Consider the following 24,186-nt stretch of genomic DNA (forward strand, 5'->3'; position numbering starts at 1 on the left):
GGAAGTCACGGAATTGCTTAAATTGCTCTTGTGCACTGGCGATTTGAATGTCCAAGCGGTGACGTTCAAAGTCTGTGTTAGGGGCAAGGCCTAAAGCAATCGGACCTTTTGAACGCACGTCGGATTAGAAGTTCTGCCAGCGTTGATTGGCAATGCTTGGTTGCTCAGCCGTACTGACGGTTTCCTTATCGAACGCCCCATAGGTTTGTCCGATAGGAATATTAGGCTCAGCAAGGACAGGACGCATATCCGCTTTTGGAATGGTATTACAAGCAGCCATGCTGATCGCTAATGCCGTTAAGCCTATTAAACGACCGCTATTTTGGCTAACGCGGGCAGTCAAAGAGACTGCCTTAGTTGCTGAGTTGGGGGTAACGAAATAACTAAAACTCATTGTGTATTATCTCCAAAGCTTGCAGGCTGAGAGCTCTTAGAGAGCGTCATGTTTTGCATATCGTCGTCAACATGTATGATCGGTGGCTCATTATACTCTGTTGGTCCAACTGGATTGTCTGGATTATCAGGGTTAGAGCTGTCAGGCGTATTCCCACCATCATTTGGCGGCGTGTCATATTTGTACGGAAACAAGCTACGTACCCAAATATAGAACATCGGAATAAAGAAGATACCTAAGAAGGTAGCAGTGACGACACCACCAACGACACTGGTACCAATCGCGTTTTGACTACCAGAACCAGCACCTGTCGCGATGAATAATGGCACAACACCAAGACCAAAGGCAAGTGAGGTCATAATAATAGGACGCAGACGTTGCCGCGCCGCGGTCATGACGGCCTCTTTTAAGGTATAACCTTCCTCTTGGTGATCCCTCGCAAACTCGATAATCAAGATGGCGTTTTTGGCCGATAGCCCAACCACCGTGAGTAGACCAACTTGTAAGTAAATGTCATTGGATAAGCCACGGAACCAAGTAAACAGCACCGCCCCCAATACCCCAAGTGGAATCACCAATAGTACTGAGAATGGAATTGACCAACTCTCATACAAGGCAGCAAGACATAAGAATACCACTAAGATAGAGACTGCATACAGCATTGGCGCTTGAGCACCTGACTTCTTCTCTTCTAATGATAGACCTGTCCATTCGTAACTGATGCCGTCTGGTAGCTGTTCGACCATCGCTTCCATGGCATCCATCGCTTCACCAGTACTTAGACCAGGAGCAGCGCTACCTTGGATATTCATTGACGCCAAACTATTATAGCGCGTGAGACCCGGTGAACCAGTTTCCCATTTACTACTAGAGAAAGCGTCAAATGAGATCATCTCGTTGCTGTCGTTACGGACATACCATTTACCGATATCATCAGGATTAGTACGGCTACTAGGCTCACCTTGTACAAACACGCGTTTGACACGACCACGATCAACGAAGTCATTAATATAGCTTGAGCCCCACGCGGTTGAGATGACACTGTTAATATTTGCCATGGATAGACCATAAGCAGCGGCTTGCTCTTGGTTAATATCAATTTTAAGCTGCGGTGCATCTTCTTGTCCGTTTGGACGTACACCGGCTACTTGATCGTTTTGAGCAGCCATGCCCAGTAACATATTACGTGCTTCTAACAGACCTTCGTGTCCGACGTTACCGGAGTCTTGAAGCATCAAGTCAAAACCACTAGAGTTACCAAGTCCACTAATTGCTGGTGGGATAATATTAAAAACAGTCGCTTCGTTAATTTGGGTAAAGAAATAACCCTGTGCACGATCAGAGACTGCCCGTGCTGTATTGTCTTCACCTTTACGATCTGCCCAGTCGCTGAGTTTTACGAAGGCGATACCGACGTTTTGTCCTTGTCCTACGAAACTAAAGCCAGCGATGGTAAACGCTGATTCCACATTATCTGGTTCTTGGCCGCTATAATAAGCGCTCACTTTATCTAGCACCGCTTGCGTCTCATTCAGTGTCGAACCAGCGGGGAGCTGTACGGCGGTAAACATAATACCTTGATCTTCTTCTGGTAAGAAAGAGCCAGGAATACGTAAGAATACCACTGCCATAATACCAATAATCGCCGCATAGACAATCAGGTATACCCATTTAAGGCGGAAGCTTTTACCGACGAAGTTTTCATAAGAGCGACTGGTTTTGGTGAAAGAGCGGTTAAACCAACCAAAGAAGCCTTTTTGATTCTCAGAATTACCTTTTTCATGGCTCTTACTACGTTTGAGCAAGGTCACACATAGGGCAGGGGTGAAAATAAGAGCAACTAGAGCTGACAGCACCATACTGGTAATAAGAGTAATGGCGAACTGACGATAGATTACCCCAGTTGAGCCACCAAAGAAGGCCATCGGTACGAATACAGCCGATAAGATAAGCGCGATACCAACAACGATTTTACTAATCTCACCCATCGATTGTATCGTAGCGTCTTTGATAGAGATATTTTGGTCTTCTTCCAATAGCCGCTCGACGTTCTCTACGACGACAATAGCATCATCGACCAGTAGGCCGATGGACAGTACCATGGCAAACATAGTCAGTACGTTGATACTGAACCCTGCAATATACAGTACTGCAAAAGTACCAAGCAGTACCACAGGTACAGCAAGCGTCGGAATAATAGTCGCGCGCCAGTTCTGCAAGAAGATAAACATGACGATAAATACTAATATAATCGCTTCGATTAAGGTCTTGACCACTTGTTCAATAGACAAGCGTACAAATGGGGTCGTGTCATAAGGAATGACTGACTTTAGGCCTGCAGGGAAGTTTGCTTCTAGCTCGGCAACTCGATCACCGACCAATTCGCGAGTTGCAAGCGCGTTAGCACCACTCGCTAGTGAGACAGCAAGGCCAGCGGCTTGTTGGCCATTAAACAAGGCAATCGTACTATAACTTTCACTACCAATTTCAACCTTTGCAACATCGCCTAAGCGTACTTGTGCACCAGAGGTATCGGTTTTTAGTAGGATGTTTTTGAATTCATCAGGCGTTTTTAGATAGCTTTGTACGGTGACCGTTGCATTAATAACTTGTTCATCAGTATCAGCAGGTGCTTGACCTAACTGACCGGCTGATACTTGTGCGTTTTGCGCACGTACCGCGTTGACCACATCGGATGGCACCAAGCTATAGCCACGTAAACGTTCAGGATCGAGCCAAATACGCATGGCGTAAGAGGCACCGAACGCTTGGACTTGACCAACGCCTTCAACACGGCTGAGCTGATCGACGACATTAGAGTTGATATAATCACCGATATCAGCAGGATCCATACTGCCATCTTCGGAGACAAACCCAAACACGGCCAAAAAGCCTTCAGAGGCTTTGTTAACGTTAACGCCTTGACGCTGTACTTGCTCAGGCAGCGAGCTCATTGCCGCTTGTAATTTGTTCTGTACCTGAACCTGTGCGGTATCAGAATCTGTACCGTTCTCAAAGAACAGCTGTACAGAGGCACTACCATTTGAGGCACTCGACGACTTCATGTACATCAAGCCATCAAGCCCTTTCATGCGCTGCTCAATAATCTGTACTACTGAGTTTTCAACGGTTTCAGCGTTAGCACCAGGGTAGCTAGCGCTGACCGTGACGGTTGGTGGCGCAATAGCTGGATACTGCTCAATCGGTAGGTTGATAACCGATATTATCCCGATGAGCATGACTAAAATAGCCATCACCCATGCAAAGATAGGGCGATCAATAAAAAAACGTGACATAGTAAATCCCTAAGTCTTCCTAGCTTTGAATGGAATTATTTGGCGGCTGGTTGTGCCGGTTTGTTGGCAGTTTTACCATCGGTAGACTTATCCATATTTTTTGCAGCTTGCTGTGGTGTTTTAGCAGCAGCCCCTTTTGCAGAAGGCTCAGGGTTTGGATTTTCTAATGGTTTCGCAACGACCTCTTGTTCAGGCTTGACTTTTGCACCACCGATAACGACTACTTTATCGCCAGCTTGAAGGCCGTCAGTGATCACCCATTGCCCTTTATAGGTACCATTAATCGTGACAGGACGAACTTGGATTTTATTGTTTTCATCAACGATATAAACTTGCGTTTCACTCTTGGTCGAGCGCATCACTGCGCTTTGTGGTACGAGTGCTGCATTGGTAATCACACTTTGGGTCAAGCGGGCGCTAACATACATACCTGGCAATAAGATATTGCTGTTATTCGGGAATACCGCACGTAATGTCACTGCCCCTGTAGACTCATCAACTTTCGCTTCTGATAACGCCAACTCGCCGCGTACAGGATACGTTGAGCCATCCTCTAACACCAATTCAACCGAGCTCATTCCTGCCTGAGCTTTGCCAGCAGAAATTTGCTGACGCAATTTTAGTAGCTCAGAAGAGGATTGACTGATATCAACATAGATAGGATCTAGGCGTGAGATAGTAACCAAAGGAGTAGGTTGACCAGAGCTGACCAATGTACCAGCGGTAACGCTAGAGCGATCAGTACGACCTGAGATAGGTGCGCGTACGATCGTACGATTCAGATCTAAGGTACTGGCTTGTAGGCTGGCCTTAGCCGTTTGGATACCTGCTTTTGCGCTTTCAATACCCGCTTGCGATTGACCGATAGCAGCATTAGCACTTTGTACAGCGGCCTGCGCAGTACGTACGGCGGTTTGTGCTTGGTCGTACTGCTGCTTTGAGATGGCATCGATAGCAACCAACCCTTGCAGACGTTGTAAGTCGTTTTGTGCTTGTGATAGCGACGCTTGACGGCTGGCTAACTCCGCTTTTGCATTGGCATTATTAGCCAAAGCTGTCTGATAGTTGGCTTCGGCTTGTGCTATCGCCGCCTGACCACTGGTGATAGACGTTGCGTAGTTGTCAGTATTAATACGATATAAAGGTTGGTCTTTTTTGACGTTGCTGCCCTCACGGAACAACACTTCGTCGATAATTCCGTTTACTTGTGGGCGAACGTCTGCGGTTTGGTATGCCGTTGTGCGTCCAGCAAAAGTCTGTACTTGTGGTACGGTAACAAAGGTCACAGTTTGGACGTTGACGACGGAGGGCGGCATTTGTTGCTGTGCGGCCGCTGCACCATCGGCGTCCTCTTTTTTGTCACAGCCAACCAGTACAGCTCCAGATAGTACAGTTGCTATTACAAGCGCAAGATAAGAATGCTTCATCAATGTCCTCGACAATATAAGTATTACATAATAATAAATAGTGACAGTATAAAAAGTTTATGGATAAATCTTAACGTATGAGATATAAAAAATAATATGCATTTACCGCCGCCAAAGTATGTCGGCCGTTAAATGCGCAATAACCGGATAAGTAAATTTAATTTAATGAATTATTATAAACTATAGGGTATACCCCACAGTCAAGGCACAAAAAACCAATTGCACCTCATATAACCATCTTTTAGTATGATAAATGCCCGTGACATATCGGAAACACAAGCACAACATCAAAATTACATTACAAAGTTCATCGTGGTTGATGAAATACAATATTGTTAATTTTTGTTTTTTTTGATGAGATTGAGGAATATTAGTAGAAAAATCATCCCAAAGCATCAGCTGTTCAGAAAAAACTGGCTTTAGCAATACTTAATTATGAACCCTGAAATATTAGCGAATAATAAATCGAATTAGATTGGTTTTAGTATTAATGACAATCACAAAAAGTAGGATGACAGCGTTGTTATCATACTTGTTTATGATAACGACGCTGCACTTAAAGGTAATAACTTAAGCGCACAGTTATCTTTGTGGTTTTAACCATAAATAGCGGCTCATTATAATAAACGTGCGCTGGCAAGTTCAGTCAATTGATACAGTCCTTGACGATAGCGATTGTCAGGTAAGCTACTCAGTGCTTGTTGCGCAAGTTTGGTTTCTTCTAAAGCACGTTGTTTACAGTAATCAAGCGAGCCTGAATGACGTACTAGCGCAATCAATTGTTCTGCATTTGGGGTTTTACCCGTTTGCACCGCAATACGTAATTGCTCATAACCTTCTTTATTACTGTCTTTTAATAACTCAAGTGCTTTAATAGTAGGCAAAGTAGGTTTACCTTCTGCCAAATCATCGCCGAGGTTTTTACCCATCAATTCACTATCGCCATTATAATCGAGCACATCATCAACGATCTGAAAGGCATTACCAAAGTGCTGACCGAAATCAGCTAGCGCTTGCAAGTGCTGCGTTTGATCTTGCAAAATCGCTGCGCCTTGGGTTGCCATCATGAATAACCGTGAAGTCTTACCATCAATAATATTTAGATAATCTTCTTCAGTTGCTTCAGGATTGTGCTGATGTTGAAGCTGCAATACTTCGCCCTCAGCAATATCACAAGTGCCATCTGAGAACACCTGCAATAATGGTAAGCTTTGAAAACCCACCAACAAGTTAAAGGCGCGGGCAATCAGATAGTCGCCGACCAGCACCGCTGTCGCATTGTCCCAAGTGGCATTAGCAGTTGGTTTACCACGGCGCTGTCCTGATTCATCAATGACATCATCATGTACCAACGTTGCCGTATGTAACATCTCAGTAATCGCCGCCAAATGCATGGCTTGCTGTGATGGCTCGTCATTGAACATCCGTGCACACAACAGAGTAATTAAGGGGCGCATACGTTTGCCGCCCGCATTAATCACGTGCTGTGATACATTCATCACCAACTTAACTTTGGAATTAAGACTACCAAAGACTTGTTTATCCATAATTTCAAAATCATCAGCAACAATGCTTTGAATATCAGCATAGCTTGGTGCTGTTGATAAATTGATCGATGGCGTAGTGGATAGTGGAGCTGCAGCGTTAGATAGAGAAGTACGGGTCATAGTGAATAATCATACCAATGAAAATAAAGAATGTTTTAATAGCTATTTATGGTCAAGCTATCGTTTTATGCATAATAGCATAGCTGTCTATATAAATTGTTGATTTAAGTATAGCAGAATGAAGGGTATAGCTTTAGATTCTAGCTAATATAGCTTGATTTATAAGGGCACAAGATAAAATACAACTGATTAGAATGCATTAATCTATGAGTTGAATAAACAATAATTTATTAACAATGAGCGCTTGCCTATAAAAAACTGTAAGTATCTGATTAGATAAGTTATAATAGCCGCTGTTGGATTTTAACCAATATTCTTGCTTGTTATTAGGCGGTCTGTATTAATAGCGATATACATTACGCTGGTTAATCAATGACATTGCGTTTGATATGAGCGTAGGCTGTTGGTATTACCACCACACAAAAACAAGAGACGCGGCTTGCTTTTATGAGCAAAAAGCCGTAAAATCTTGCCTTTAATTTTTCCCTGTCGTGTTCGTCGTCGAAGTGTTGGTATGATATCAGCCACGGCACACGGGTTAAACGGAGTCATACAATGTACGCAGTAATCAAAACTGGTGGTAAACAGCACCGTGTAGTCGTCGATGAGTTGCTTAAAGTTGAGCTACTTAAAGCAGAAACAGGCGCAACGATCAAATTCGAAGACGTGTTGATGATTGTTGACGGTGAAACTGTCAAAATCGGTCAACCTATCGTTGAAGGTGCTAGCGTTGAAGTTGAAGTTGTTGAGCATGGTCGCGGCGAAAAAATCCGTATCGTCAAGCACAACCGTCGTAAGCATTACCACAAAGAGCAAGGTCACCGCCAATGGTATACCTTGTTAAAAATCAAAGCGATTAATGCTTAATTAACGATTATCAATTTATTGATAATTAATAACGCACTAAAAGCTTAAGAGTTGTCGCATTAGCGATAAGTCACATTAACAAGGAGATTTTCTCATGGCACATAAAAAAGCTGCCGGTTCAAGCCGTAATGGTCGTGATTCAAACCCAAAAATGCTCGGCGTAAAAATCTTTGGCGGTCAAGCCATCGTCGCTGGTAACATCATCGTTCGTCAACGTGGTACAGAATTCCACGCCGGCGAAGGTGTTGGCATGGGTCGTGACCATACTTTATTTGCACTAAATGACGGTGTGGTAAAGTTTGCGACTAAAGGTAAATTCAACCGTCGTTATGTGATGGTTGAAAGCGCCTAGTTGCCCATCTAGGTTTTTTTATCTTTTGGATAAAATAACTTGATGACTAAAAAAAGCCCTTATTACCAGTTGGTAGTAAGGGCTTTTTTATTCTATAAACTATAGTTGATCGAATTTTAAAAGAATACAGTGCTGCTGGGATCAGTTTTTTGTAGCCTCTGTCTGCGTAGGCACAGCAAGCAAGAAAAATTTATCCCAATAGCGCGTTATAATATTCGTACTTCTTTTATTTAGGACTGACTATATTATAAGTAAAAGCTAAAAATTTATGAATGCCATTTATATGAAAAGCATTCAAAAATACGGTAAATACTGTTTCTTACAGTGTAATTGCAATGGTTACAAGCGTGTATGGCAGCGGTAGTAAAGATTGCAAATCATGACTAGGCGCGTAATAAAAAAACTGGCACACTGTCTTCATTGTTTTATCACACCGATTTTATACTTGTGAGATAAACATTTACCGAAAACAAAAATTTAATAAAACGTTTTATTTTTTATGCTATTTTGCATTTTGAGAGAGGATTTATAATGACTTTATTGACCAATCAATCGATTAAACAGACAACAACTCTAAAACAAAAAGTAATGGGCGGTGCTCTAGCTGGTATTTTGATGACCACGCTTGGCGTTGCAGCACCTATGATGGCATTAACACAATCTGCCCATGCTGCGCCTGCTAGTAATTTAACAGCAGCCAAGAATTTAAATAAGCTTTTAACCAATACCAAGAGCATGACTGCTAATTTTAGCCAAACCACTAAGGGTGCTAACAGTGGTACTTTCACTGGTACGATGAGTGTGCAACGACCAAATAATTTCCGTTGGGAAACCAAATCACCATCAGAGCAGCTGATTGTGGCTAATGGTAGCTCAATGTGGGTTTATGATAAGGACTTAGAGCAAGCGACCAAGCAAAATGTAGATAGCCAAGTCGGTAATACACCAGCGCTACTACTATCAGGTGATCCAAGTAAGATTGATAAAAACTTTAAAATCACTCAGCCATACGCCAATAAAAACTACTATGTGCTGTATCCGAAATCTGACAGCGCCAGCTTTAAGAGTTTATCAATGAGCTTTAGCGGCGGTAAGCCAGTGATGATGGTATTAAATGACAGTTTGGGACAAACCACTTCTATCAAGTTTAGCAGCATTAAATTGAACCCGAGCATCAGCAGCAGTCAGTTTAAGTTCACACCACCAAAAGGTGTTGATATCATTAATCAATAAAAGTTAATCAATTATAAGTATCGCTAAGTGATATTTAATCTATAAAAAAGACAGATCCTACAGGATCTGTCTTTTTTTGGGTATAAATAGGCTATTAAATTTCAAATAATTTTTTTACTAAGATATTTTTATTCAACTTTTAAATTATAGCTGCTGATTTTCCAGATGTTAAGCTTCAAAAGGCTAAGCTTCAAAAGGCTAAGCTTCAAAAGGCTAGGTTTCCATAACCTAAGACATAGATTTAATGGCGTCTATATCTGGCATCGGTGGTAGCTCATCTAAATGGCTCAGACCAAAGGCATCTAAGAATTGTGCTGTAGTATGCAACAAAGCAGGGCGCCCCAACGTATCTTTATAGCCGTTCTCTTCGATCCAACCTTTATCAAATAATTGGCGTAAGATATTGCTTGAAAGCGTGACACCGCGCACATGTTCTATGTCGCTGCGTGTCACAGGTTGCTTGTAGGCAATCACGCTCAGTGTCTCAAGTAACGCTTGGCTTAGGCGTTCTTGACGTTGTGGAAAGACGCTCTGGATTAAGGCACTATAGCTATCAGCGATTTGCAATCGATAACCACTGGCCGTTTCATGTAAACTTAGTACACCAGTGTCTAAGCGTTGTTGTAGTAACTCTAGTGCCTGATTTAACGTCTTAGTAGACAGTGAAAGGTGTTTTTTTAGGGTGTTAGCGGTCAATGGAGATTCTGAGGCATGTAATAGCACTTCAATATGTTTGCTGACTATATTGAGCTGCTGTAGCTCTTTATCCACCGAAGAAGGTGAGGTTGCTGATTGTGGAGCTATGTCTTTCATTGTTTTTTCTTTATTAGGGTCACTTTATTGAGATAACTTTGATTAAGCCAATGCAAATTAAACTAACCACTGTAACGTTAATTTTCCGAGGTGGTTGTCAGTATTAAACAGATTACCATCAGCGTTATTTGCTGTGCTAGTGTTAGTGCTACTATCGATATCAGTATTGACCACACCAATCAGTTGACGCTTCATTAGTTCAAGCACCGCAACAAAGCTGACGACCACGCCTATTTTACCTTGAGCTTTATCTAATAGCTCATAAAAGGAGCGGGCACCATCCGTACTTAGCTGCCGACTAATACTGGCAATACGATCAGCAAGGGGCACAGCGTCAACCTTAATGGTATGCATCTGATAATCTGGTTGTAGCTGCATTTTAAATAAGCTATCAATCAATAATGTCGGTGAATAGTTTGGCAGCTCTGCATTCATAACATCTTGGCTAGGCATGCTAACCATCGCTAAAAATACATCGCGCTCAAGTCGGACTAAATTGTCCAAACGCTGACTGGCAGCTTTGATTTGGGCATATTCCTCAAGGCGCTCAATCAGTTCGGCTTTTGGATCGCGTTCATCGGTAGGCGTTTCTGGCTTAGGTAATAGCAGCTCGGTTTTGATCGCAATTAACGTCGACGCCATCAGCAGATAATCACCGGCTAATTCAAAATGCGCGGTATCCAATTCACTAATATAAGCCAAATACTGCTCCGTGATGGGCAGTATTGGCATTTGGGTCAAATCAACGTTGTTTTTTTTGACCAGATACAATAAAAAATCTAGCGGCCCTGCAAACTGCTCTAGCCAAATGGCAAACGCTTGCGGCGGCACATATAGATCTTCTGGCAAATGCTGTACCGGCGTTTGATAAATGCGCAGCGACATATCATGAATATCAGCCTCAACCGATGTGGGGCTGATGCTACTTACTAGTGTTTTTGATTCAGCCCGTTGGTATGAGGTTAGTCGCATAAGTTAAAATCTATCTTGATTACCATGAACAAACGATCATTTAAGTTTGGCAAGGGGACGGATACCAATAGCGCGGCGGGTCTTATCTAATTGTTTGCGACTATGACGACGGGCTTTTTCTGCGCCCAATTGTAAGATTTCTTCTAACTCTTTTGGATTGGCCATGAGTTCCTGATAGCGCGCGCGGAATGGCGCAATCTCAGTATTTATTTTTTCAAACAAGGCTTGCTTAGCATCGCCCCAACCGATACCTGCAGCAAATTGTGCGCGCATATCAGCGATTTCTTGCGGAGTTGCAAAGGCTTTATAAATCTCAAAAACAGCCGAATCGTCAGGATCTTTTGGCTCATCAGGTAATTGTGAGTTGGTGACAATTTTCATGATGGCTTTATGCATCTGTTTTTCGGGGCTTACTTGCGGATTAGGCTCACCAAATAGGGGGATTGTATTGCTATAGCTTTTACTCATCTTACGACCATCGAGACCAGTCAATAACGGGATATTGTCATCAACGACAGCAGACGGTAGCGTAAATAAGGTTTTATATCGATGGTTAAAAGTACCCGCAATATCACGTGCCATCTCGATATGCTGAATTTGGTCACGCCCAACAGGCACGTGAGTGGCGTTAAACATCAATATATCTGCTGCCATGAGGACTGGATAGCCAAACAGACCCATGTTGATACCTTGGTCAGGATCGACATCTTCCTTTTCCATATTGATATCGACAGCGGCTTTATAAGCATGGGCACGATTCATCAAGCCTTTTGCGCATGAGCAGTTTAAAACCCAAGCAAGCTCTGGTATTTCAGGGACATCTGATTGACGATAAAAAGTCACACGCTCAGGATCAAGACCACAGGCAATCCAAGTTGCCGCAATGGCTTTGGTGGATTCATGGATAATAGCAGGGTCATAGCAGCCGATAATGCCATGATAGTCTGCCAAAAAGAAAAACGCTTCATCATCGCTATTTTGAATAGATTGAATTGCTGGACGAATCGCGCCAACGTAATTACCCAAATGTAGAGTACCGGTTGGTTTGATGCCAGTTAAAACACGCTTAACGATGGCTGGTGTATCAGAGGTTTGCGAGTTAGAAGAGGTATTGTTATTATTCATGAAAAATCCGTTATTTATTTATAAAATTTTTGTTTAACAAATTATTATAACTGTATGGTTATTGATGTGGCTATTTATGTGTTGGTAGTAGCACAAAATATTAGCCGCAAAGTATAGCAAATTTTCCCAGTAATTTTCTTGGCAATAAAAGCTTACTTATAGATATCAGTACGACCATCAGGAGCATTTTTGAAGCGGCGATGGAACCACATCCACTGGGTTGGATCAATACGAATCAGACCTTCTAAAATCTCATTTACACGCGTAGCATCCGCGATTTCATCATTGCTTGGATAGTTATCCAACTCTGGCGTAATGGTTAGATGATAATGCGGACGTTTACCTCTGGGTAAATTATCTGGCGTCTGCCGGTAAGTATGTAAGGCCATTATCGCTGGTAGCTTGTTATCATTACTGACTACTGTAGCCAGTCGCCGTGTTGCGGTAATAGTCGCTGCTGGTACGCCAAAAAATGGCGCCATAACGCCGTGTTTAAGACCATAGTCTTGGTCAGGCGAATACCAAACGATATGTCCCTCTTTAATAAGATTGACTAAACCACGCATATTACGGCTAGAAATCAGCTTGCCAAATACGGGAGCGCGGCCGTTATAAATAAACCAATCAAGTAGGGCATTGTTCTGTGGTCGATACATACCATCCATAGGGAAAAACTGGGTGCATAGCATGGCGCCTAGATCGAGCATCGTATAATGCGCCCCCAGTAAAATAACGGGACGGCCATCGTTTTGAGCATTGATCACATGCTGTAGCCCAGAGATAGATACGGTACGGGTAAATATATTAGGACGGAACCAGGTGCATAGAGTTTCAAATACGCCGATACCTTGGTTAACAAAAACTTGCTTCGCCATTAGCTCACGCTCAGCTTCTGGCTTGTCAGGAAATGCCAACCTGAGATTAATCAGCGTATCACGCCGCCGTGTACCTGCTACTTTATAGATTAAAATACCAAGCTTACGACCCAGCCAAAATTGCCAACGTAATGGTAGATAGGCTAATGGCACAATGATGGCCATGAGTAGCCATATGCCCCAGTATTTAGGCAATAAAAACTGCCATTCAAAGGGTTTTTTATCTATTTGCCCGATTCGTTTATGGTTTTGCTTAATCGTTGGCATGCCATCAGGAATGGCGGGTGATTTAGCAGGCTTGCCATGCATTGCCGCCTTAGGTGGTGGCATGCTTGTTTTTGAATCAGACTTACTGGGATCAAACTGTTCAGGCGCTTTCATAAGATCGTTACTAATAATGAAAAGTTATGATTATGATGGGGTAGTAGGCTTTACTTTGCAAGGTAATTTACGCACTGTCATTAGAGGCTAATTGACAAGGTGGTTTTTTATAAAAAGCAGTTATGTATAAATAATCATGATACATAAAAAAGTATCATAAATAAAAGTATCACCCATAAAAAAACCTTACAAGCTGTGACCAGCTTATAAGGTTTTGCAAATCTACTCTTTGTTTTAATGCTTTTACTGTTGCTCTGAGATAAAGACAACAGCAGCAAGAAAATAAGAGATAGCTTTGATTAACGTTTTGAGAATTGTGGACGTTTACGTGCTTTACGTAGGCCCAATTTCTTACGTTCAACTTGACGTGAGTCACGAGTAACAAAACCAGCAGCTTTTAGTGCAGGCTTGTTAGTCTCATCGAGCTCAACTAACGCACGAGTAATACCGTGGCGAATAGCGCCCGCTTGACCACTGATACCACCACCTTTTACAGTGACGTATAAGTCGTAAGCAGTAGGCGAGTCAAGTAGCTCTAATGGCTGACGAACAACCATGCGTGAAGTTTCACGGCTGAAATATTCATCAAGTGGCTTACCGTTAACGATAATGCTACCAGTACCTTTAGCTAAAAAGACACGAGCAGTAGACGTCTTGCGGCGACCAGTTCCGTAATTGCGTTCCATAAGTATATCCTTAGATGTCTAGTTCTTTAGGTTGCTGAGCTTCATGTGGATGTTCAGTACCCGCATATAGTTTCAGCTTCTTGATCATCGCATAGCCAAGAGGACCCTTTGGAAGCATACCCTTAACCGCTTTGTGTAGAACATCTTCAGGCTTACGTGCAATCAGCTTTGTGAAGTTGGTTTCTTTGATACCGCCTGGGTAACCACTGTGACGATAGTATTTTTTATCTTGCGCTTTTTTACCCGTTACCGCGATTTTTTCGGCATTGATGACGACAATGAAGTCACCAGTGTCAACGTGCGGGGTATAACAAGTCTTATGCTTACCGCGTAAGCGACTAGCAATTTGCGTGGCTAAGCGACCAAGAGTTTTGCCGTCAGCATCTACGACAAACCAGTCATGGGTCACTTCAGCTGGTTTTGCACTAAGTGTTTTCATGATAAAACCTTAAAATTAAAATTCGTTGAGAGTTTAGCTTGGGAACGGGGCTCTCAAAAAACAGACTGCACATTATAAGCAGTAGCGCCTACGCTTGCAAGCTGCATTGGGGTTTATTTTCGCCTTATATACATTAAACTGCAGCGTTGGGCCAGTTTTTCAGCGGTTTTAAACATTTTTTACATTTATTAATCGATTTCTTTAACCAGACAATTATGACGATGATAGTCGATAAAGTCCAGCAACAACTTGTCCAACCTTAGTCTGTTTCAGGCACTCAAAACCCAATACTCCTTGGCTAATGCTTTTTTGAGCGAACGAGTTTTCGTCAAGCTTAGCAGCCAGCTCGCTCAATTGTTCCTCTAACGCTTTATCTGCTTCCAAATAAATCAGCGTTTCTGTATTGATTAATGCCTGCGTAATAAGGGTGGTCAAAATAGGTTGCCACAACTCTTCTGCATAAGGCGGATCGATAAATACCACATCAAAATGGCGCTGATTTAGCGGGTTTTGAGTCAAAACTTGCTCGGCTGCACCTTGAATGATTTGATAAGTAGTTGGGTCAAGGCGTAATTGTTCGGCACTTTGACGTAGCATTTGACTTTGAGCGGCGCTCATTTCTATAAAAGTGCAATGTGCCGCCCCACGTGATAAGGATTCGAAACCTAAGACGCCGCTACCTGCGCAGCTATCGAGTACGTGAGCGCTGTGCATATCGGCAATTAACCAGTTAAACAAGGTCTCACGTAGGCGATCTGGGGTTGGTCGTAAGCCATCAGCATCAATAAAATTCACAGTACGGCGCTTAAACTGACCGCCAATGATACGCACATCACCAGCAGCAGCGTGTTTCGCTTTATGGTTTGGGTTAGGCTTACGCGTGCTTGAGGTCTTTTTCATCATTTTTTCTTAGCTGCCTAATTGATACTCAATATTTTACTCAGCGCTTGCTGTGGTCGTAGCAGCTTGAATTTGTTCTTTCTGTTTTTCTTCTTGCTTTGCTTTTTCTGCTTCTAATGCTTTGTCTTCTTTATCACGTATAGCATCACGCATCAATTTTTCAAAGGATTTTTGGCGCTTAATAACTTTTAACTGATCAGCAGTTGGCGGCAAGATAGGGTTAGATTTGCGTTGTAATACCCAATAGTCAAATAAAGCGCGTCCAATAGGGGCAGCAACGACACTACCACCACCGCCGTTTTCGACCAATACCGCTAGGGCAATTTCGGGGTCTTCTACTGGTGCAAAACCATTGAACCATGCGTGATCCCAGTGGCGCTTATCCAGCGCGGATTTATTATAGCTTTTACCCTGAGCAATTGATTTTACCTGTGCGGTACCCGTTTTGCCGGCGATACGATAGCGCGGCGTATAGATGCCACGTCCAGTACCTGCTTTGACCGTTTGTTCCATGGCATCATGCATGCGTAGCCAGTCAGATGGTTTGCCATTATAATCAATCTTGCCATCCGGTTTGGTGATGACGTCGACTGCCGCTGCACCGTCGCTACTTTTTAACAAGTGCGGAGTAATATGATTACCTTGATTCGCGGTCATGGCAGTTGCATTAGCGATCTGTAGGGGCGTCGCTAAGAAATAACCTTGACCGATACTAACCGAGATAGTTTCACCTGGTAACCAGCCTTTATCGTAGGTGTCTTTTTTCCATTTTGGTGATGGCATAATCCCAGGTTTTTCATTGGGCAAGTCAATACCGGTTTCTTCACCGAAACCAAAACGCACCATCCAGTCATGCAAGCGCTGAATGCCCATCTCATAAGCCAGTTTATAATAATAAGTATCCACCGACATCACGATAGATTTTTTTAGATCGACGGTACCGTGACCGCCTTTTTTCCAATCGCGAAAACGGTGTGAATCCCCAGGCAAACTAAAATAACCAGGATCATAAATAGTGGTTTCCCAATTACGTAGACCGTAATGAATACCACCTAAGGCTTCAAAGGGTTTGATGGTCGAGCCAGGGGGATAAGTACCTTGTAGGGCGCGGTTATATAGTGGCTGATCAAGGTCTTCGCGCAGATTGCCATAGTCTTTAAAAGAGATGCCGGAGATAAAAGGGTTGGGGTCATAGCTTGGGTTACTAACAAACGCTAATACGTCGCCGTTTTTTGGATCTATCGCCACAATCGCGCCGCGACGACCGTCAAGCTGCTGCTGGGCCACAGTCTGTAAGCCATAGTCTAAGCTTAGGGTAATATCATTACCGGCGATCGGTGGCTTGGTATCGAGTTGACGTAGGATATTGCCATACGCATCGGTTTCTACCGACTGATAACCTGGTTGCCCAAGTAAAATATCTTCATAAAAATCTTCGATGCCAATCTTGCCGATAAGATCGGTACCGGCATAGCGATCCTTATTTATTTGCTTAGACTCTTTGTCGTTGATGCGTCCCACATAGCCGATAACGTGTGCGAACAGTTCATCATAAGGGTAGGAGCGCGTCAGCTTACTTTGGATACTGACCCCGCGAAAGAAAGGTTTGCGTTCACTAAACTGCGCCAATTGCGCATCGGTTAAGTCAATCTTGATCGTCACTGGATCATTTTTACTTTTACTTAGCCGCGCTAGAATGTCGGTAATATTTTCATCCGTCAGATCAAAAATAGGCGCCAGTAAATTTAAGGTGCGCTCTGGGTTTTCAACTTCATCAGGACTTAGCATGGCGGTAAATACAGGCTGATTGTCCGCAAGAATGATTCCATTACGATCATAAATATAGCCACGGCTTGGCGGGGCAGAAATCAGCTTAATGCGATTATTATCCGCTTGGGTGGTGTATTTATCGTGGGCATACACTTGTAAATAACCATAACGCATTATTAAACCCATCAAACCCAAAAACATCAATAATCCAAGGATAACAATTCGACTGGTAAAAATACTGTTGACCTGTTCGGTATCGGGAGTTAGCGGTTTTTTCATATAAAGTCAGTACCCAGACGGTCGGTGAATCGATAAATCAGAAGGAGAGGGATTAAAGGAGATATGGGTTAAATAAAAGCCGGCTATATTAAGTCTGCTTAAGGTCAAGTCTCGTTAAGCCAAAGCGAGGTGAGCATAAAGGATAAGCTAAAGAATTTCAATAACATAGCGCGATATAATGTCAATTAATTTGCATTCATTTATTTGCTGATATTCAGCGAAATTTAACCGTAAATTATAACAGAACAAATGCTATGGCGCAGTACCCAGTCATTTATTTTGTCGCTGACACTATTGTTAGCATTGAGGCTGCTGTCATTGACAGCACTGGCAGATTATCTTAAGGGTTTTATGAGTGAGGGGCGCGTGCAAAACGTGTCATCTCTAGTCACAACTTGCCTAGGGTCTAACTGTGCTAATGGGTGGCAAGTATGCTAAAATCAGGCGATTTATTTTATAATAACTATTAGAGATAGAGCCTCTTTTTGCTGAGCGTTCTTAATCTGCTAAGGATATTTGGTTAGCATCGACCATCATCACGGCAAGGATAAATAAAGTCATGGATGTAACTTCATTGTGGCAGACGATAGCTGAGCACCCCGAGTTTTTTGCTATGCTGACCATTCCACCGGTGACAGCATTTGTGACTTGGATCCATGTGTGGATGGCACTGAAAATGCTGTTCTATCCGATTAAGTTCTGGGGTATTCGTATTCCGAACTTCCCATTTTTTGGGCTACCGGGAATCGGTTGGCAAGGTATTGTCCCAAGAAAAGCGGGCAAGATATCAGGGGTTATCGTTGATCAGACGCTCTCTAAGCTTGGCTCGCTTGATGAGTTTTTTAAAGCGATGGAGCCGGAGCAGATGGCGGTATTTATCACTGATACGGTTGATGGAAATCTCGAAGACTTGATTGATGAGATTATGCTCGACCATTCACCAGCGCTGTGGGGCAATCTTCCTTATGCACTCAAGCGCCGTGTGTATGCCCAAGCACACCAAGAGCTGCCGAGTATTATGCAATCTTTGGTGACTGACTTGACTTATCATGTCGAAGATTTAGTCGATATGCGCAAGATGATTGTCAATAAAATGGAAAGTGATCGGCGTTTGATGGTCAATATGTTCTTAAAAGTTGGACAAAAAGAGATCGATTTTATTTGGCATATTAGTGCTCTGATAGGACTGATTTTCGGCATTATCCAAATGTTTATATTTTTAGTCGTGCCGCAGCACTGGACAGTACCGTTTTTTGCCGCTGTTTGGGGTTGTCTCACCAACTGGATTGCGATCTGGATGGTCTTTAACCCCGTGGAGCCACATTTTATTCCTTATGTGAAGTTTTTTGCCTTGCAGAGTCGTTTTCCATTTATTAGACCGCAATTACCGCATATCGCTCAATACCGTTTTCAAGGTGGCTTTATGAAGCGCCAAGAGGAGGTTTCTGAGGTTTTTGCCGAGATTGTCGTTAAGGATTTAGTGACGTTAGAGAACATCATGAATGAGATGATGTATGGTGACCGCGCCGCCGAGACGCGTGAGTTGATGAAGTCGCATCTTTATAAAGTATTAGAGTCACCGGTAATCAGTACGACTTTACGAGTAGGACTGGGTCGCCGCGAGTTTGGACAATTAAAAAATACCATCATTGATAAATCAATCGTCGCAACGATGGTACCGCTGCGCGACCCTGAGCTCAATGAAAGCCGTGCTAGTAAAATATTTGGACTATTTCGTGACCGTATTCGCGCCCTGTCACCCGATGAGTTTCAAAACTTATTACGTCCCGCCTTTCGTGAAGATGAATTGACGCTGATTGTGCTTGGCGGCTTGACTGGGTTTTTGGCAGGTTGGTTACATTTGGTATTGGTGTTTTTCCCAGCGATGCAATGATAGGCAGCTTTTCATACTATTTATACACATCGCATACACTGTGGATACAGAAACGTGACAAGTTGACGCTAATGTACCATGCTGTAAGTGCCCTAAGCTGCAATGGCTGATGGGGATAATTAGATAATGATCACAGTAGAAAATACCAGCAGTAACGAATATGAGATATTTTCGAATATCCTGAAATACCAATCCCCAAAATAAACAATGACCGTATTAAGGTAAACAAGGTTAGACCGTATGTTAATCACAGAATTGGGTTATTTTGCCTTGCTAGCCGCCTTTATGTTGGCGATCTTGCAGGTAGTATTACCAACGATAGGCGTTATGCGTGACCATGTTGCTTGGCAGCGTTTGGCACCGAGCTTGGCATGGGCGCAGTTTGCCGCCATGATTACCTCGTTTGGCGCGTTGATGGCAGGCTTTTATTATAATGATTTTAGTCTTGTCTACGTGTCGCAGCACTCGAATACTTTGTTGCCTTGGTATTATAAGTTATCAGCAACTTGGGGCGGGCATGAAGGCTCGCTATTGCTATGGATGACTATCATGGCAACGTGGTGTGCGCTGGTATCTTACTTTAGTCGTGGTCTGCCATTGTCGATGCGCGCGCGAGTATTAGTAATATTAGCAGGCGTACAGATGATGATGCTGGCGATGTTAATCTTTACCTCATCACCGTTTGACCGCACATTGCCAAACTTGCCAGTCGATGGCGCCGATTTAAATCCTGTCCTACAGGATTTTGGTTTGATTATTCACCCACCGATGCTATATATGGGCTATGTGGGTATGGTCGTGCCGTTTGCTTTTTGTATGGCAGCTTTGTGGGAAGGACGCTTGGATGCGGTATGGACACGCTGGTCGCGTCCATGGGCACTCGCAGCATGGGGTTTCTTAACAGTTGGTATCGCTTTGGGTTCGTGGTGGGCGTATTACGAGCTTGGTTGGGGCGGTTGGTGGTTCTGGGATCCGGTAGAAAACGCCTCGCTGATGCCTTGGCTGGCAGGTTTGGCATTACTGCATTCGCTTGCAGTCACTGAAAAGCGCGGCGTCTTTAAAGCATGGACGATTATGCTGGCGATCTTTGCCTTTGCGCTGAGTTTACTTGGTACTTTCTTAGTGCGCTCAGGGGTTATTACCTCAGTGCATTCATTTGCAGCCGACCCTACACGTGGTCTGGTTATTTTAGCGATTCTTGGCATTATCGTTGGCGGTGGTTTGTTGATGTTTGCCGTCCGTGGTTGGCGTTTAACGGTTGAGAGCCAGTATCAACTGGTTTCGCGTGAGTCGTTTTTAGTCATTAATAACGTTATTATCTTAATTGCAACCTTAGTGGTACTGCTTGGTACGCTATATCCTATCATTGCTGATTCCTTTAATTTGGGTCAGGTATCGGTAGGTCCTCCATACTTTAACGCGCTATTTGTACCTTTAACGTGGCTATTGCTGGTTGCAATGGGTATGGGCTCCAATATCCGCTGGAAACAAGATAAGCGTCCATTGTTAGGCGTTGGTATGGTCATTGCTGTGAGCAGCCTTGTCTTAGCAGCAATTATTACTTACTTCGTTAGCCCGTCTGTCATGCTCAATATCGGCGTGACGTTAGCGGTGAGTTTTTGGGTATTGTTTTGGATGGCGGTCGACTTTAAAGACAAAACTAAAAATGCGCCGAATTTCTTTAAAGGTTTGGGTCAGTTGCGTTTGAGCTATTGGGGTCAACAGACCGCTCATATTGGGGTGCTAATAGCCGTCATCGGTGTTGCTTTTACCAGTACTCTAAGTATCGAGCGCGATGTGGCATTAAGGCTTGGTGAAACGGTCAATGTCCAAGGCTATGACTTTGCATTAACTGATTTAAGAGAGACTAGAGGCAGTAACTTTGATGCAACACAAGCCGAAGTCACAGTCACGAAGAAGGGTAGCGTAGTAGCGATACTTCATCCTGAAAAACGCACTTACATCATTAGTACGATGCCGACGACTGAGGCAGCAATTAATGCCAGCCTGATGCGTGATTTGTATGTCGCACTCGGTGAACCTATCGCTCAGGGTAGCAATCAATGGGCAGTACGTATTTATGTGAAGCCGTTAATTCGCTGGATATGGCTTGGTGCTCTTATTATGGCTTTCGGTGGTTTACTAAGTATGCTTGATAAGCGCTACCGAATTAAGAAACCAAAGACGCCTGCACAAATTGCGGCGAATAAAGCAGGTTTTACGACCGCTGCTGATATAGAAACACGTGCAACAATCGGGGAGAAATAATATGACTCAGTCAGATAAGTCTCCTCAAAAAAGTCCTAAGAAAAACAGCAGTCAAACGATGAAAAAAAGCCAAATTAAGATATGGTTTTTGATACCGCTGATCGTCTTTGCAGGTTTCATAATCATGTTGTATCTGCGTTTGGGTCAGCCAACTGAAATCGTGACCAATACCGCTCTTGAGCGCCCAGTGCCGACTTTTGAGCTGCCATTATTGTCAGATACCAGCCGTATAATGACCAATGATAATCTACCGGATCAGCCATTTCTGATGAATATTTGGGGCTCTTGGTGTCCAACTTGTATTATTGAGCATCCTTTTTTAATGCAATTAGAAGAGCGTGGTGTCAATCTGGTTGGGGTTAACTATAAAGATGATATTGGCAATGCGCTAGGTTATTTAAACCGTGGCGGTGATCCATTTTCGATGTCTATTCAGGATTTGTCGGGCCAGTTTGCGCTAGATCTAGGCCTAACAGGTGCGCCTGAGACTTTCGTGGTTGATGGTGAAGGTATTATTCGCCAGCATATTGTCGGTGAGATTAATGAGAGCAATTGGCAAAGTCGTATTACGCCTTGCTTAATGGTGCTCAATGATGCCGATAAAGGCAATGTTAGTCCAGACCCTAATAAGGTCAAGGAGGCGTGCAAATGATGGCGATTCAAATGAAAGCAATCACTATGAAGTTAGTAAGCTTGATAATAGCCTGCCTGCTTAGTATTAGTGTCTATGCAGCTATTGATGTTTATGACTTTGATTCAGTACAGCAAGAGGCCCAGTATCGCGGTCTTATCGAAGAGCTGCGCTGCCCAAAATGTCAAAACCAAAACCTCGCGGGTTCTGATGCGCCTATTGCCCAAGATTTAAAACAAAAAACCTATGACTTGATTAAAGAAGGTCGTAGTGATGGAGAGATACGCGCTTATATGCAAGAGCGCTATGGCGACTTTATCACTTATAAGCCACCGCTGCGTCCTTCAACATGGATACTATGGTTTTTTCCACCATTACTGCTGATTTCTCTAATAGTTGGTTGGTTTTGGCAAAGTAGACGCAGTCAGCGGGTTGCGCGCGGTCAAAGCGGCGTCACAGTAGATAACGCTGCAGCGTTAACAACGGTAGAAAAAGCTGAACTTGATCGTCTGTTATCGCGTGTCAATAGTAATAGTAATGACAAAAACGATCATGACATCACAAGCCTCGAGGATAAAAAATGACCCTATTTTCTACTTTTGGCTTATTTATTGCCCTAAGCTTACTGATTGCACTCATATTGGCGCTCATCGTTATCATGCCATGGTTACGAGCGTCACGCTTACGAGAAAACCCAGTTGACAATCAACTACTAGATATCAATATTGGGGTATTTCGTGAACGTCTAGCAGAACTGCAAACGGATAAAGACAGTGGCACGATTGATGACACTCATTATCAAAATCAAAAGATTGAGCTTGAGCGTCAGTTATTGGATGCTCAGCGTACAGTAACGCCAATGGTGGCGCCTGGTATCAAAAGTCGCCTGATTATCGTAGTATGGGTACCAGTACTCGCAGCATTGGCTTATTTCTTAGTCAGCGACCGTACACCCGTATTTAATCTGTGGACAGCAGAAGATAAAGTGGCTCAAGTGGCGGATGATTTATTGACCGGTAAGATTGATCAGCCACCAGCTTGGGCGATTGAAGATGGGACGCAATTAATCAGTGCTATGCAGACCAACGTCTATCGTCACGCCGATGACCCTGATCGTTGGATGCGTCTATCAGAGTTATTCTTATCATTAGAAGCCACGGACTCAGCAATCGAAGCCTTGTCGCGTGCTTATCGCTTATCGCCAGATAACGAAGAGATTGCAACCACCTATGCGCAGATTAGCTTTTTTGCCAATAAAGGTCAGTTAGATGCCAATAGTCGCCGTGTCCTCCAAGATGTGTTGGCTAAAAATCCGCAGCATGAAGGTGCACAGATGCTGATGGCAATGGGTGAGGCGCGTGGTAATAACTTTGAAGAAGCACAAGGTTGGATTAAGCGTCTACGTGATAGTATTGCCGCCAAACCAGGTGATCATACCCAAGCGCTGGCCAGTCTTGATGAGCTGAGCACGAACGTAACGGCTCAGCAGCAGCAAGCCTCTGAAGGTATTGACGTGACCGTATCTATTAATGCGAGCCTGCTACCGTTAGTAAAAGCTGATGACGTGTTGTTTGTGGCGATACGTGATGTGAAAGGTGGTCCACCATTTGCCGCCAAGCGTTTACCAATTAGCGTCATTAAACAAGGTGAAGCCAGTATTAGCCTAAGCGATCTAGATGCCATGATGCCTGAACGTACACTAAAAGCTGCTCGTGCTGAAAAAGTACAATTAGCAGTTATTGCTCGCATTAGTCATAGCGGCACTGCTACGGCAGAATCAGGAGATTTATCAGGTAATCCTGTGGTGATTAGTGCAGACCAAAATCAGGCCAATGTTGAGATTAATCAACAAGTTCCTTAATGAGTCAATATCAAAATATAAAAATATCAGTATGTAATAAATGCGCGCCATCGTCT

General features: G+C 43.4%; 20 protein-coding genes. 8 read left to right on the forward strand and 12 right to left on the reverse strand.

Annotation, left to right across the window (positions count from 1 at the left end; genetic code table 11):
* Positions 1-124: 124 nt before the first annotated feature.
* The 4 genes from CAN34_RS00270 to CAN34_RS00285 all read right to left on the reverse strand — a co-directional run bounded on the left by CAN34_RS00270 (position 125) and on the right by CAN34_RS00285 (position 6,664).
* Complete coding sequence (locus tag CAN34_RS00270) at positions 125-394, reverse strand: hypothetical protein (protein WP_254423029.1); 270 nt, start codon at positions 392-394, stop codon at positions 125-127.
* Positions 391-3,690: an efflux RND transporter permease subunit gene (locus CAN34_RS00275; RefSeq protein ID WP_089553948.1), complete on the reverse strand. Its 3,300-nt coding sequence runs from the start codon at positions 3,688-3,690 to the stop codon at positions 391-393. The genes CAN34_RS00270 and CAN34_RS00275 overlap by 4 nt, the downstream gene beginning before the upstream one ends.
* A gap of 35 nt (positions 3,691-3,725) precedes the next feature.
* Positions 3,726-5,117 carry an efflux RND transporter periplasmic adaptor subunit gene (locus CAN34_RS00280; RefSeq protein ID WP_089553949.1) on the reverse strand — a complete coding sequence of 464 codons (1,392 nt, stop codon included), beginning with the start codon at positions 5,115-5,117 and terminating at the stop codon, positions 3,726-3,728.
* Between the two features lie 617 nt (positions 5,118-5,734).
* Complete coding sequence (locus tag CAN34_RS00285; protein WP_217320601.1) at positions 5,735-6,664, reverse strand: polyprenyl synthetase family protein; 930 nt, start codon at positions 6,662-6,664, stop codon at positions 5,735-5,737.
* Between the two features lie 675 nt (positions 6,665-7,339).
* Here CAN34_RS00285 and rplU point away from each other — a divergent pair.
* The 3 genes from rplU (at position 7,340) to lolA (ending at position 9,236) form a co-directional block, all read left to right on the forward strand.
* Entirely contained in the window at positions 7,340-7,651 is a 312-nt protein-coding gene (gene rplU / locus CAN34_RS00290; RefSeq protein ID WP_010199185.1) for a 50S ribosomal protein L21, read from the forward strand.
* Positions 7,652-7,745: 94 nt separating this feature from the next.
* Positions 7,746-8,003: a 50S ribosomal protein L27 gene (rpmA, locus tag CAN34_RS00295; protein WP_010199200.1), complete on the forward strand. Its 258-nt coding sequence runs from the start codon at positions 7,746-7,748 to the stop codon at positions 8,001-8,003.
* Positions 8,004-8,534: 531 nt separating this feature from the next.
* Positions 8,535-9,236, forward strand: a complete 702-nt coding sequence (gene lolA / locus CAN34_RS00300; RefSeq protein ID WP_089553951.1) for an outer membrane lipoprotein chaperone LolA — start codon at positions 8,535-8,537, stop codon at positions 9,234-9,236.
* A gap of 228 nt (positions 9,237-9,464) precedes the next feature.
* On the opposite strand, the gene scpB is transcribed toward lolA, so the two are convergent.
* From scpB to mrdA, 8 genes are all read right to left on the reverse strand, one after another.
* Positions 9,465-10,049 (reverse strand): SMC-Scp complex subunit ScpB, encoded by a 585-nt coding sequence (gene scpB / locus CAN34_RS00305; protein WP_254423030.1) that lies wholly within the window; start codon positions 10,047-10,049, stop codon positions 9,465-9,467.
* A 57-nt stretch (positions 10,050-10,106) separates the two neighbouring features.
* Positions 10,107-10,934: a ScpA family protein gene (locus tag CAN34_RS00310; RefSeq protein ID WP_089553970.1), complete on the reverse strand. Its 828-nt coding sequence runs from the start codon at positions 10,932-10,934 to the stop codon at positions 10,107-10,109.
* 123 nt (positions 10,935-11,057) lie between these two features.
* Complete coding sequence (locus tag CAN34_RS00315) at positions 11,058-12,146, reverse strand: tryptophan--tRNA ligase (protein ID WP_089553952.1); 1,089 nt, start codon at positions 12,144-12,146, stop codon at positions 11,058-11,060.
* Positions 12,147-12,298: 152 nt separating this feature from the next.
* Positions 12,299-13,402, reverse strand: coding sequence for a lipid A biosynthesis acyltransferase (locus CAN34_RS00320; protein ID WP_089553953.1), 1,104 nt, complete (start codon positions 13,400-13,402; stop codon positions 12,299-12,301).
* A 299-nt stretch (positions 13,403-13,701) separates the two neighbouring features.
* A complete protein-coding gene (rpsI, locus tag CAN34_RS00325) occupies positions 13,702-14,088 on the reverse strand; it encodes a 30S ribosomal protein S9 (RefSeq protein ID WP_079692281.1) in 387 nt (128 codons plus the stop codon).
* A gap of 10 nt (positions 14,089-14,098) precedes the next feature.
* Positions 14,099-14,527 carry a 50S ribosomal protein L13 gene (rplM, locus tag CAN34_RS00330; RefSeq protein WP_079692280.1) on the reverse strand — a complete coding sequence of 143 codons (429 nt, stop codon included), beginning with the start codon at positions 14,525-14,527 and terminating at the stop codon, positions 14,099-14,101.
* A gap of 213 nt (positions 14,528-14,740) precedes the next feature.
* Positions 14,741-15,427: a 16S rRNA (guanine(966)-N(2))-methyltransferase RsmD gene (rsmD, locus tag CAN34_RS00335; protein ID WP_089553954.1), complete on the reverse strand. Its 687-nt coding sequence runs from the start codon at positions 15,425-15,427 to the stop codon at positions 14,741-14,743.
* 36 nt (positions 15,428-15,463) lie between these two features.
* On the reverse strand, positions 15,464-17,476 hold the full coding sequence (mrdA, locus tag CAN34_RS00340) for a penicillin-binding protein 2 (protein ID WP_089553955.1): 2,013 nt from the start codon (positions 17,474-17,476) through the stop codon (positions 15,464-15,466).
* A gap of 559 nt (positions 17,477-18,035) precedes the next feature.
* Here mrdA and CAN34_RS00345 point away from each other — a divergent pair.
* The 5 genes from CAN34_RS00345 to ccmI all read left to right on the forward strand — a co-directional run bounded on the left by CAN34_RS00345 (position 18,036) and on the right by ccmI (position 24,130).
* The gene (locus CAN34_RS00345) at positions 18,036-19,370 is read left to right on the forward strand and encodes a hypothetical protein (RefSeq protein ID WP_089553956.1); all 1,335 of its coding nucleotides are present in this window, start codon (positions 18,036-18,038) and stop codon (positions 19,368-19,370) included.
* Positions 19,371-19,610: 240 nt separating this feature from the next.
* Entirely contained in the window at positions 19,611-21,638 is a 2,028-nt protein-coding gene (locus CAN34_RS00350) for a heme lyase CcmF/NrfE family subunit (protein WP_089553957.1), read from the forward strand.
* Position 21,639: 1 nt separating this feature from the next.
* On the forward strand, positions 21,640-22,290 hold the full coding sequence (locus CAN34_RS00355) for a DsbE family thiol:disulfide interchange protein (RefSeq protein WP_089553958.1): 651 nt from the start codon (positions 21,640-21,642) through the stop codon (positions 22,288-22,290).
* Entirely contained in the window at positions 22,287-22,853 is a 567-nt protein-coding gene (locus CAN34_RS00360) for a cytochrome c-type biogenesis protein (protein WP_089553959.1), read from the forward strand. Before CAN34_RS00355 ends, CAN34_RS00360 begins: the two co-directional genes overlap by 4 nt.
* Positions 22,850-24,130: a c-type cytochrome biogenesis protein CcmI gene (ccmI, locus tag CAN34_RS00365; protein WP_089553960.1), complete on the forward strand. Its 1,281-nt coding sequence runs from the start codon at positions 22,850-22,852 to the stop codon at positions 24,128-24,130. Before CAN34_RS00360 ends, ccmI begins: the two co-directional genes overlap by 4 nt.
* Positions 24,131-24,186: the final 56 nt, after the last annotated feature.

Source organism: Psychrobacter sp. DAB_AL32B, from assembly GCF_002224105.1.
GTDB lineage: Bacteria > Pseudomonadota > Gammaproteobacteria > Pseudomonadales > Moraxellaceae > Psychrobacter.

Bases quoted from the DNA above. Each gene is read 5' to 3' on its own strand.
- CAN34_RS00270 (WP_254423029.1), bottom strand. From the start codon at position 394: ATGAGTTTTAGTTATTTCGTTACCCCCAACTCAGCAACTAAGGCAGTC.
- CAN34_RS00275 (WP_089553948.1), bottom strand. From the start codon at position 3,690: ATGTCACGTTTTTTTATTGATCGCCCTATCTTTGCATGGGTGATGGCT.
- CAN34_RS00280 (WP_089553949.1), bottom strand. From the start codon at position 5,117: ATGAAGCATTCTTATCTTGCGCTTGTAATAGCAACTGTACTATCTGGA.
- CAN34_RS00285 (WP_217320601.1), bottom strand. From the start codon at position 6,664: ATGGATAAACAAGTCTTTGGTAGTCTTAATTCCAAAGTTAAGTTGGTG.
- rplU (WP_010199185.1), top strand. From the start codon at position 7,340: ATGTACGCAGTAATCAAAACTGGTGGTAAACAGCACCGTGTAGTCGTC.
- rpmA (WP_010199200.1), top strand. From the start codon at position 7,746: ATGGCACATAAAAAAGCTGCCGGTTCAAGCCGTAATGGTCGTGATTCA.
- lolA (WP_089553951.1), top strand. From the start codon at position 8,535: ATGACTTTATTGACCAATCAATCGATTAAACAGACAACAACTCTAAAA.
- scpB (WP_254423030.1), bottom strand. From the start codon at position 10,049: ATGAAAGACATAGCTCCACAATCAGCAACCTCACCTTCTTCGGTGGAT.
- CAN34_RS00310 (WP_089553970.1), bottom strand. From the start codon at position 10,934: ATGTCGCTGCGCATTTATCAAACGCCGGTACAGCATTTGCCAGAAGAT.
- CAN34_RS00315 (WP_089553952.1), bottom strand. From the start codon at position 12,146: ATGAATAATAACAATACCTCTTCTAACTCGCAAACCTCTGATACACCA.
- CAN34_RS00320 (WP_089553953.1), bottom strand. From the start codon at position 13,402: ATGAAAGCGCCTGAACAGTTTGATCCCAGTAAGTCTGATTCAAAAACA.
- rpsI (WP_079692281.1), bottom strand. From the start codon at position 14,088: ATGGAACGCAATTACGGAACTGGTCGCCGCAAGACGTCTACTGCTCGT.
- rplM (WP_079692280.1), bottom strand. From the start codon at position 14,527: ATGAAAACACTTAGTGCAAAACCAGCTGAAGTGACCCATGACTGGTTT.
- rsmD (WP_089553954.1), bottom strand. From the start codon at position 15,427: ATGAAAAAGACCTCAAGCACGCGTAAGCCTAACCCAAACCATAAAGCG.
- mrdA (WP_089553955.1), bottom strand. From the start codon at position 17,476: ATGAAAAAACCGCTAACTCCCGATACCGAACAGGTCAACAGTATTTTT.
- CAN34_RS00345 (WP_089553956.1), top strand. From the start codon at position 18,036: ATGGATGTAACTTCATTGTGGCAGACGATAGCTGAGCACCCCGAGTTT.
- CAN34_RS00350 (WP_089553957.1), top strand. From the start codon at position 19,611: ATGTTAATCACAGAATTGGGTTATTTTGCCTTGCTAGCCGCCTTTATG.
- CAN34_RS00355 (WP_089553958.1), top strand. From the start codon at position 21,640: ATGACTCAGTCAGATAAGTCTCCTCAAAAAAGTCCTAAGAAAAACAGC.
- CAN34_RS00360 (WP_089553959.1), top strand. From the start codon at position 22,287: ATGATGGCGATTCAAATGAAAGCAATCACTATGAAGTTAGTAAGCTTG.
- ccmI (WP_089553960.1), top strand. From the start codon at position 22,850: ATGACCCTATTTTCTACTTTTGGCTTATTTATTGCCCTAAGCTTACTG.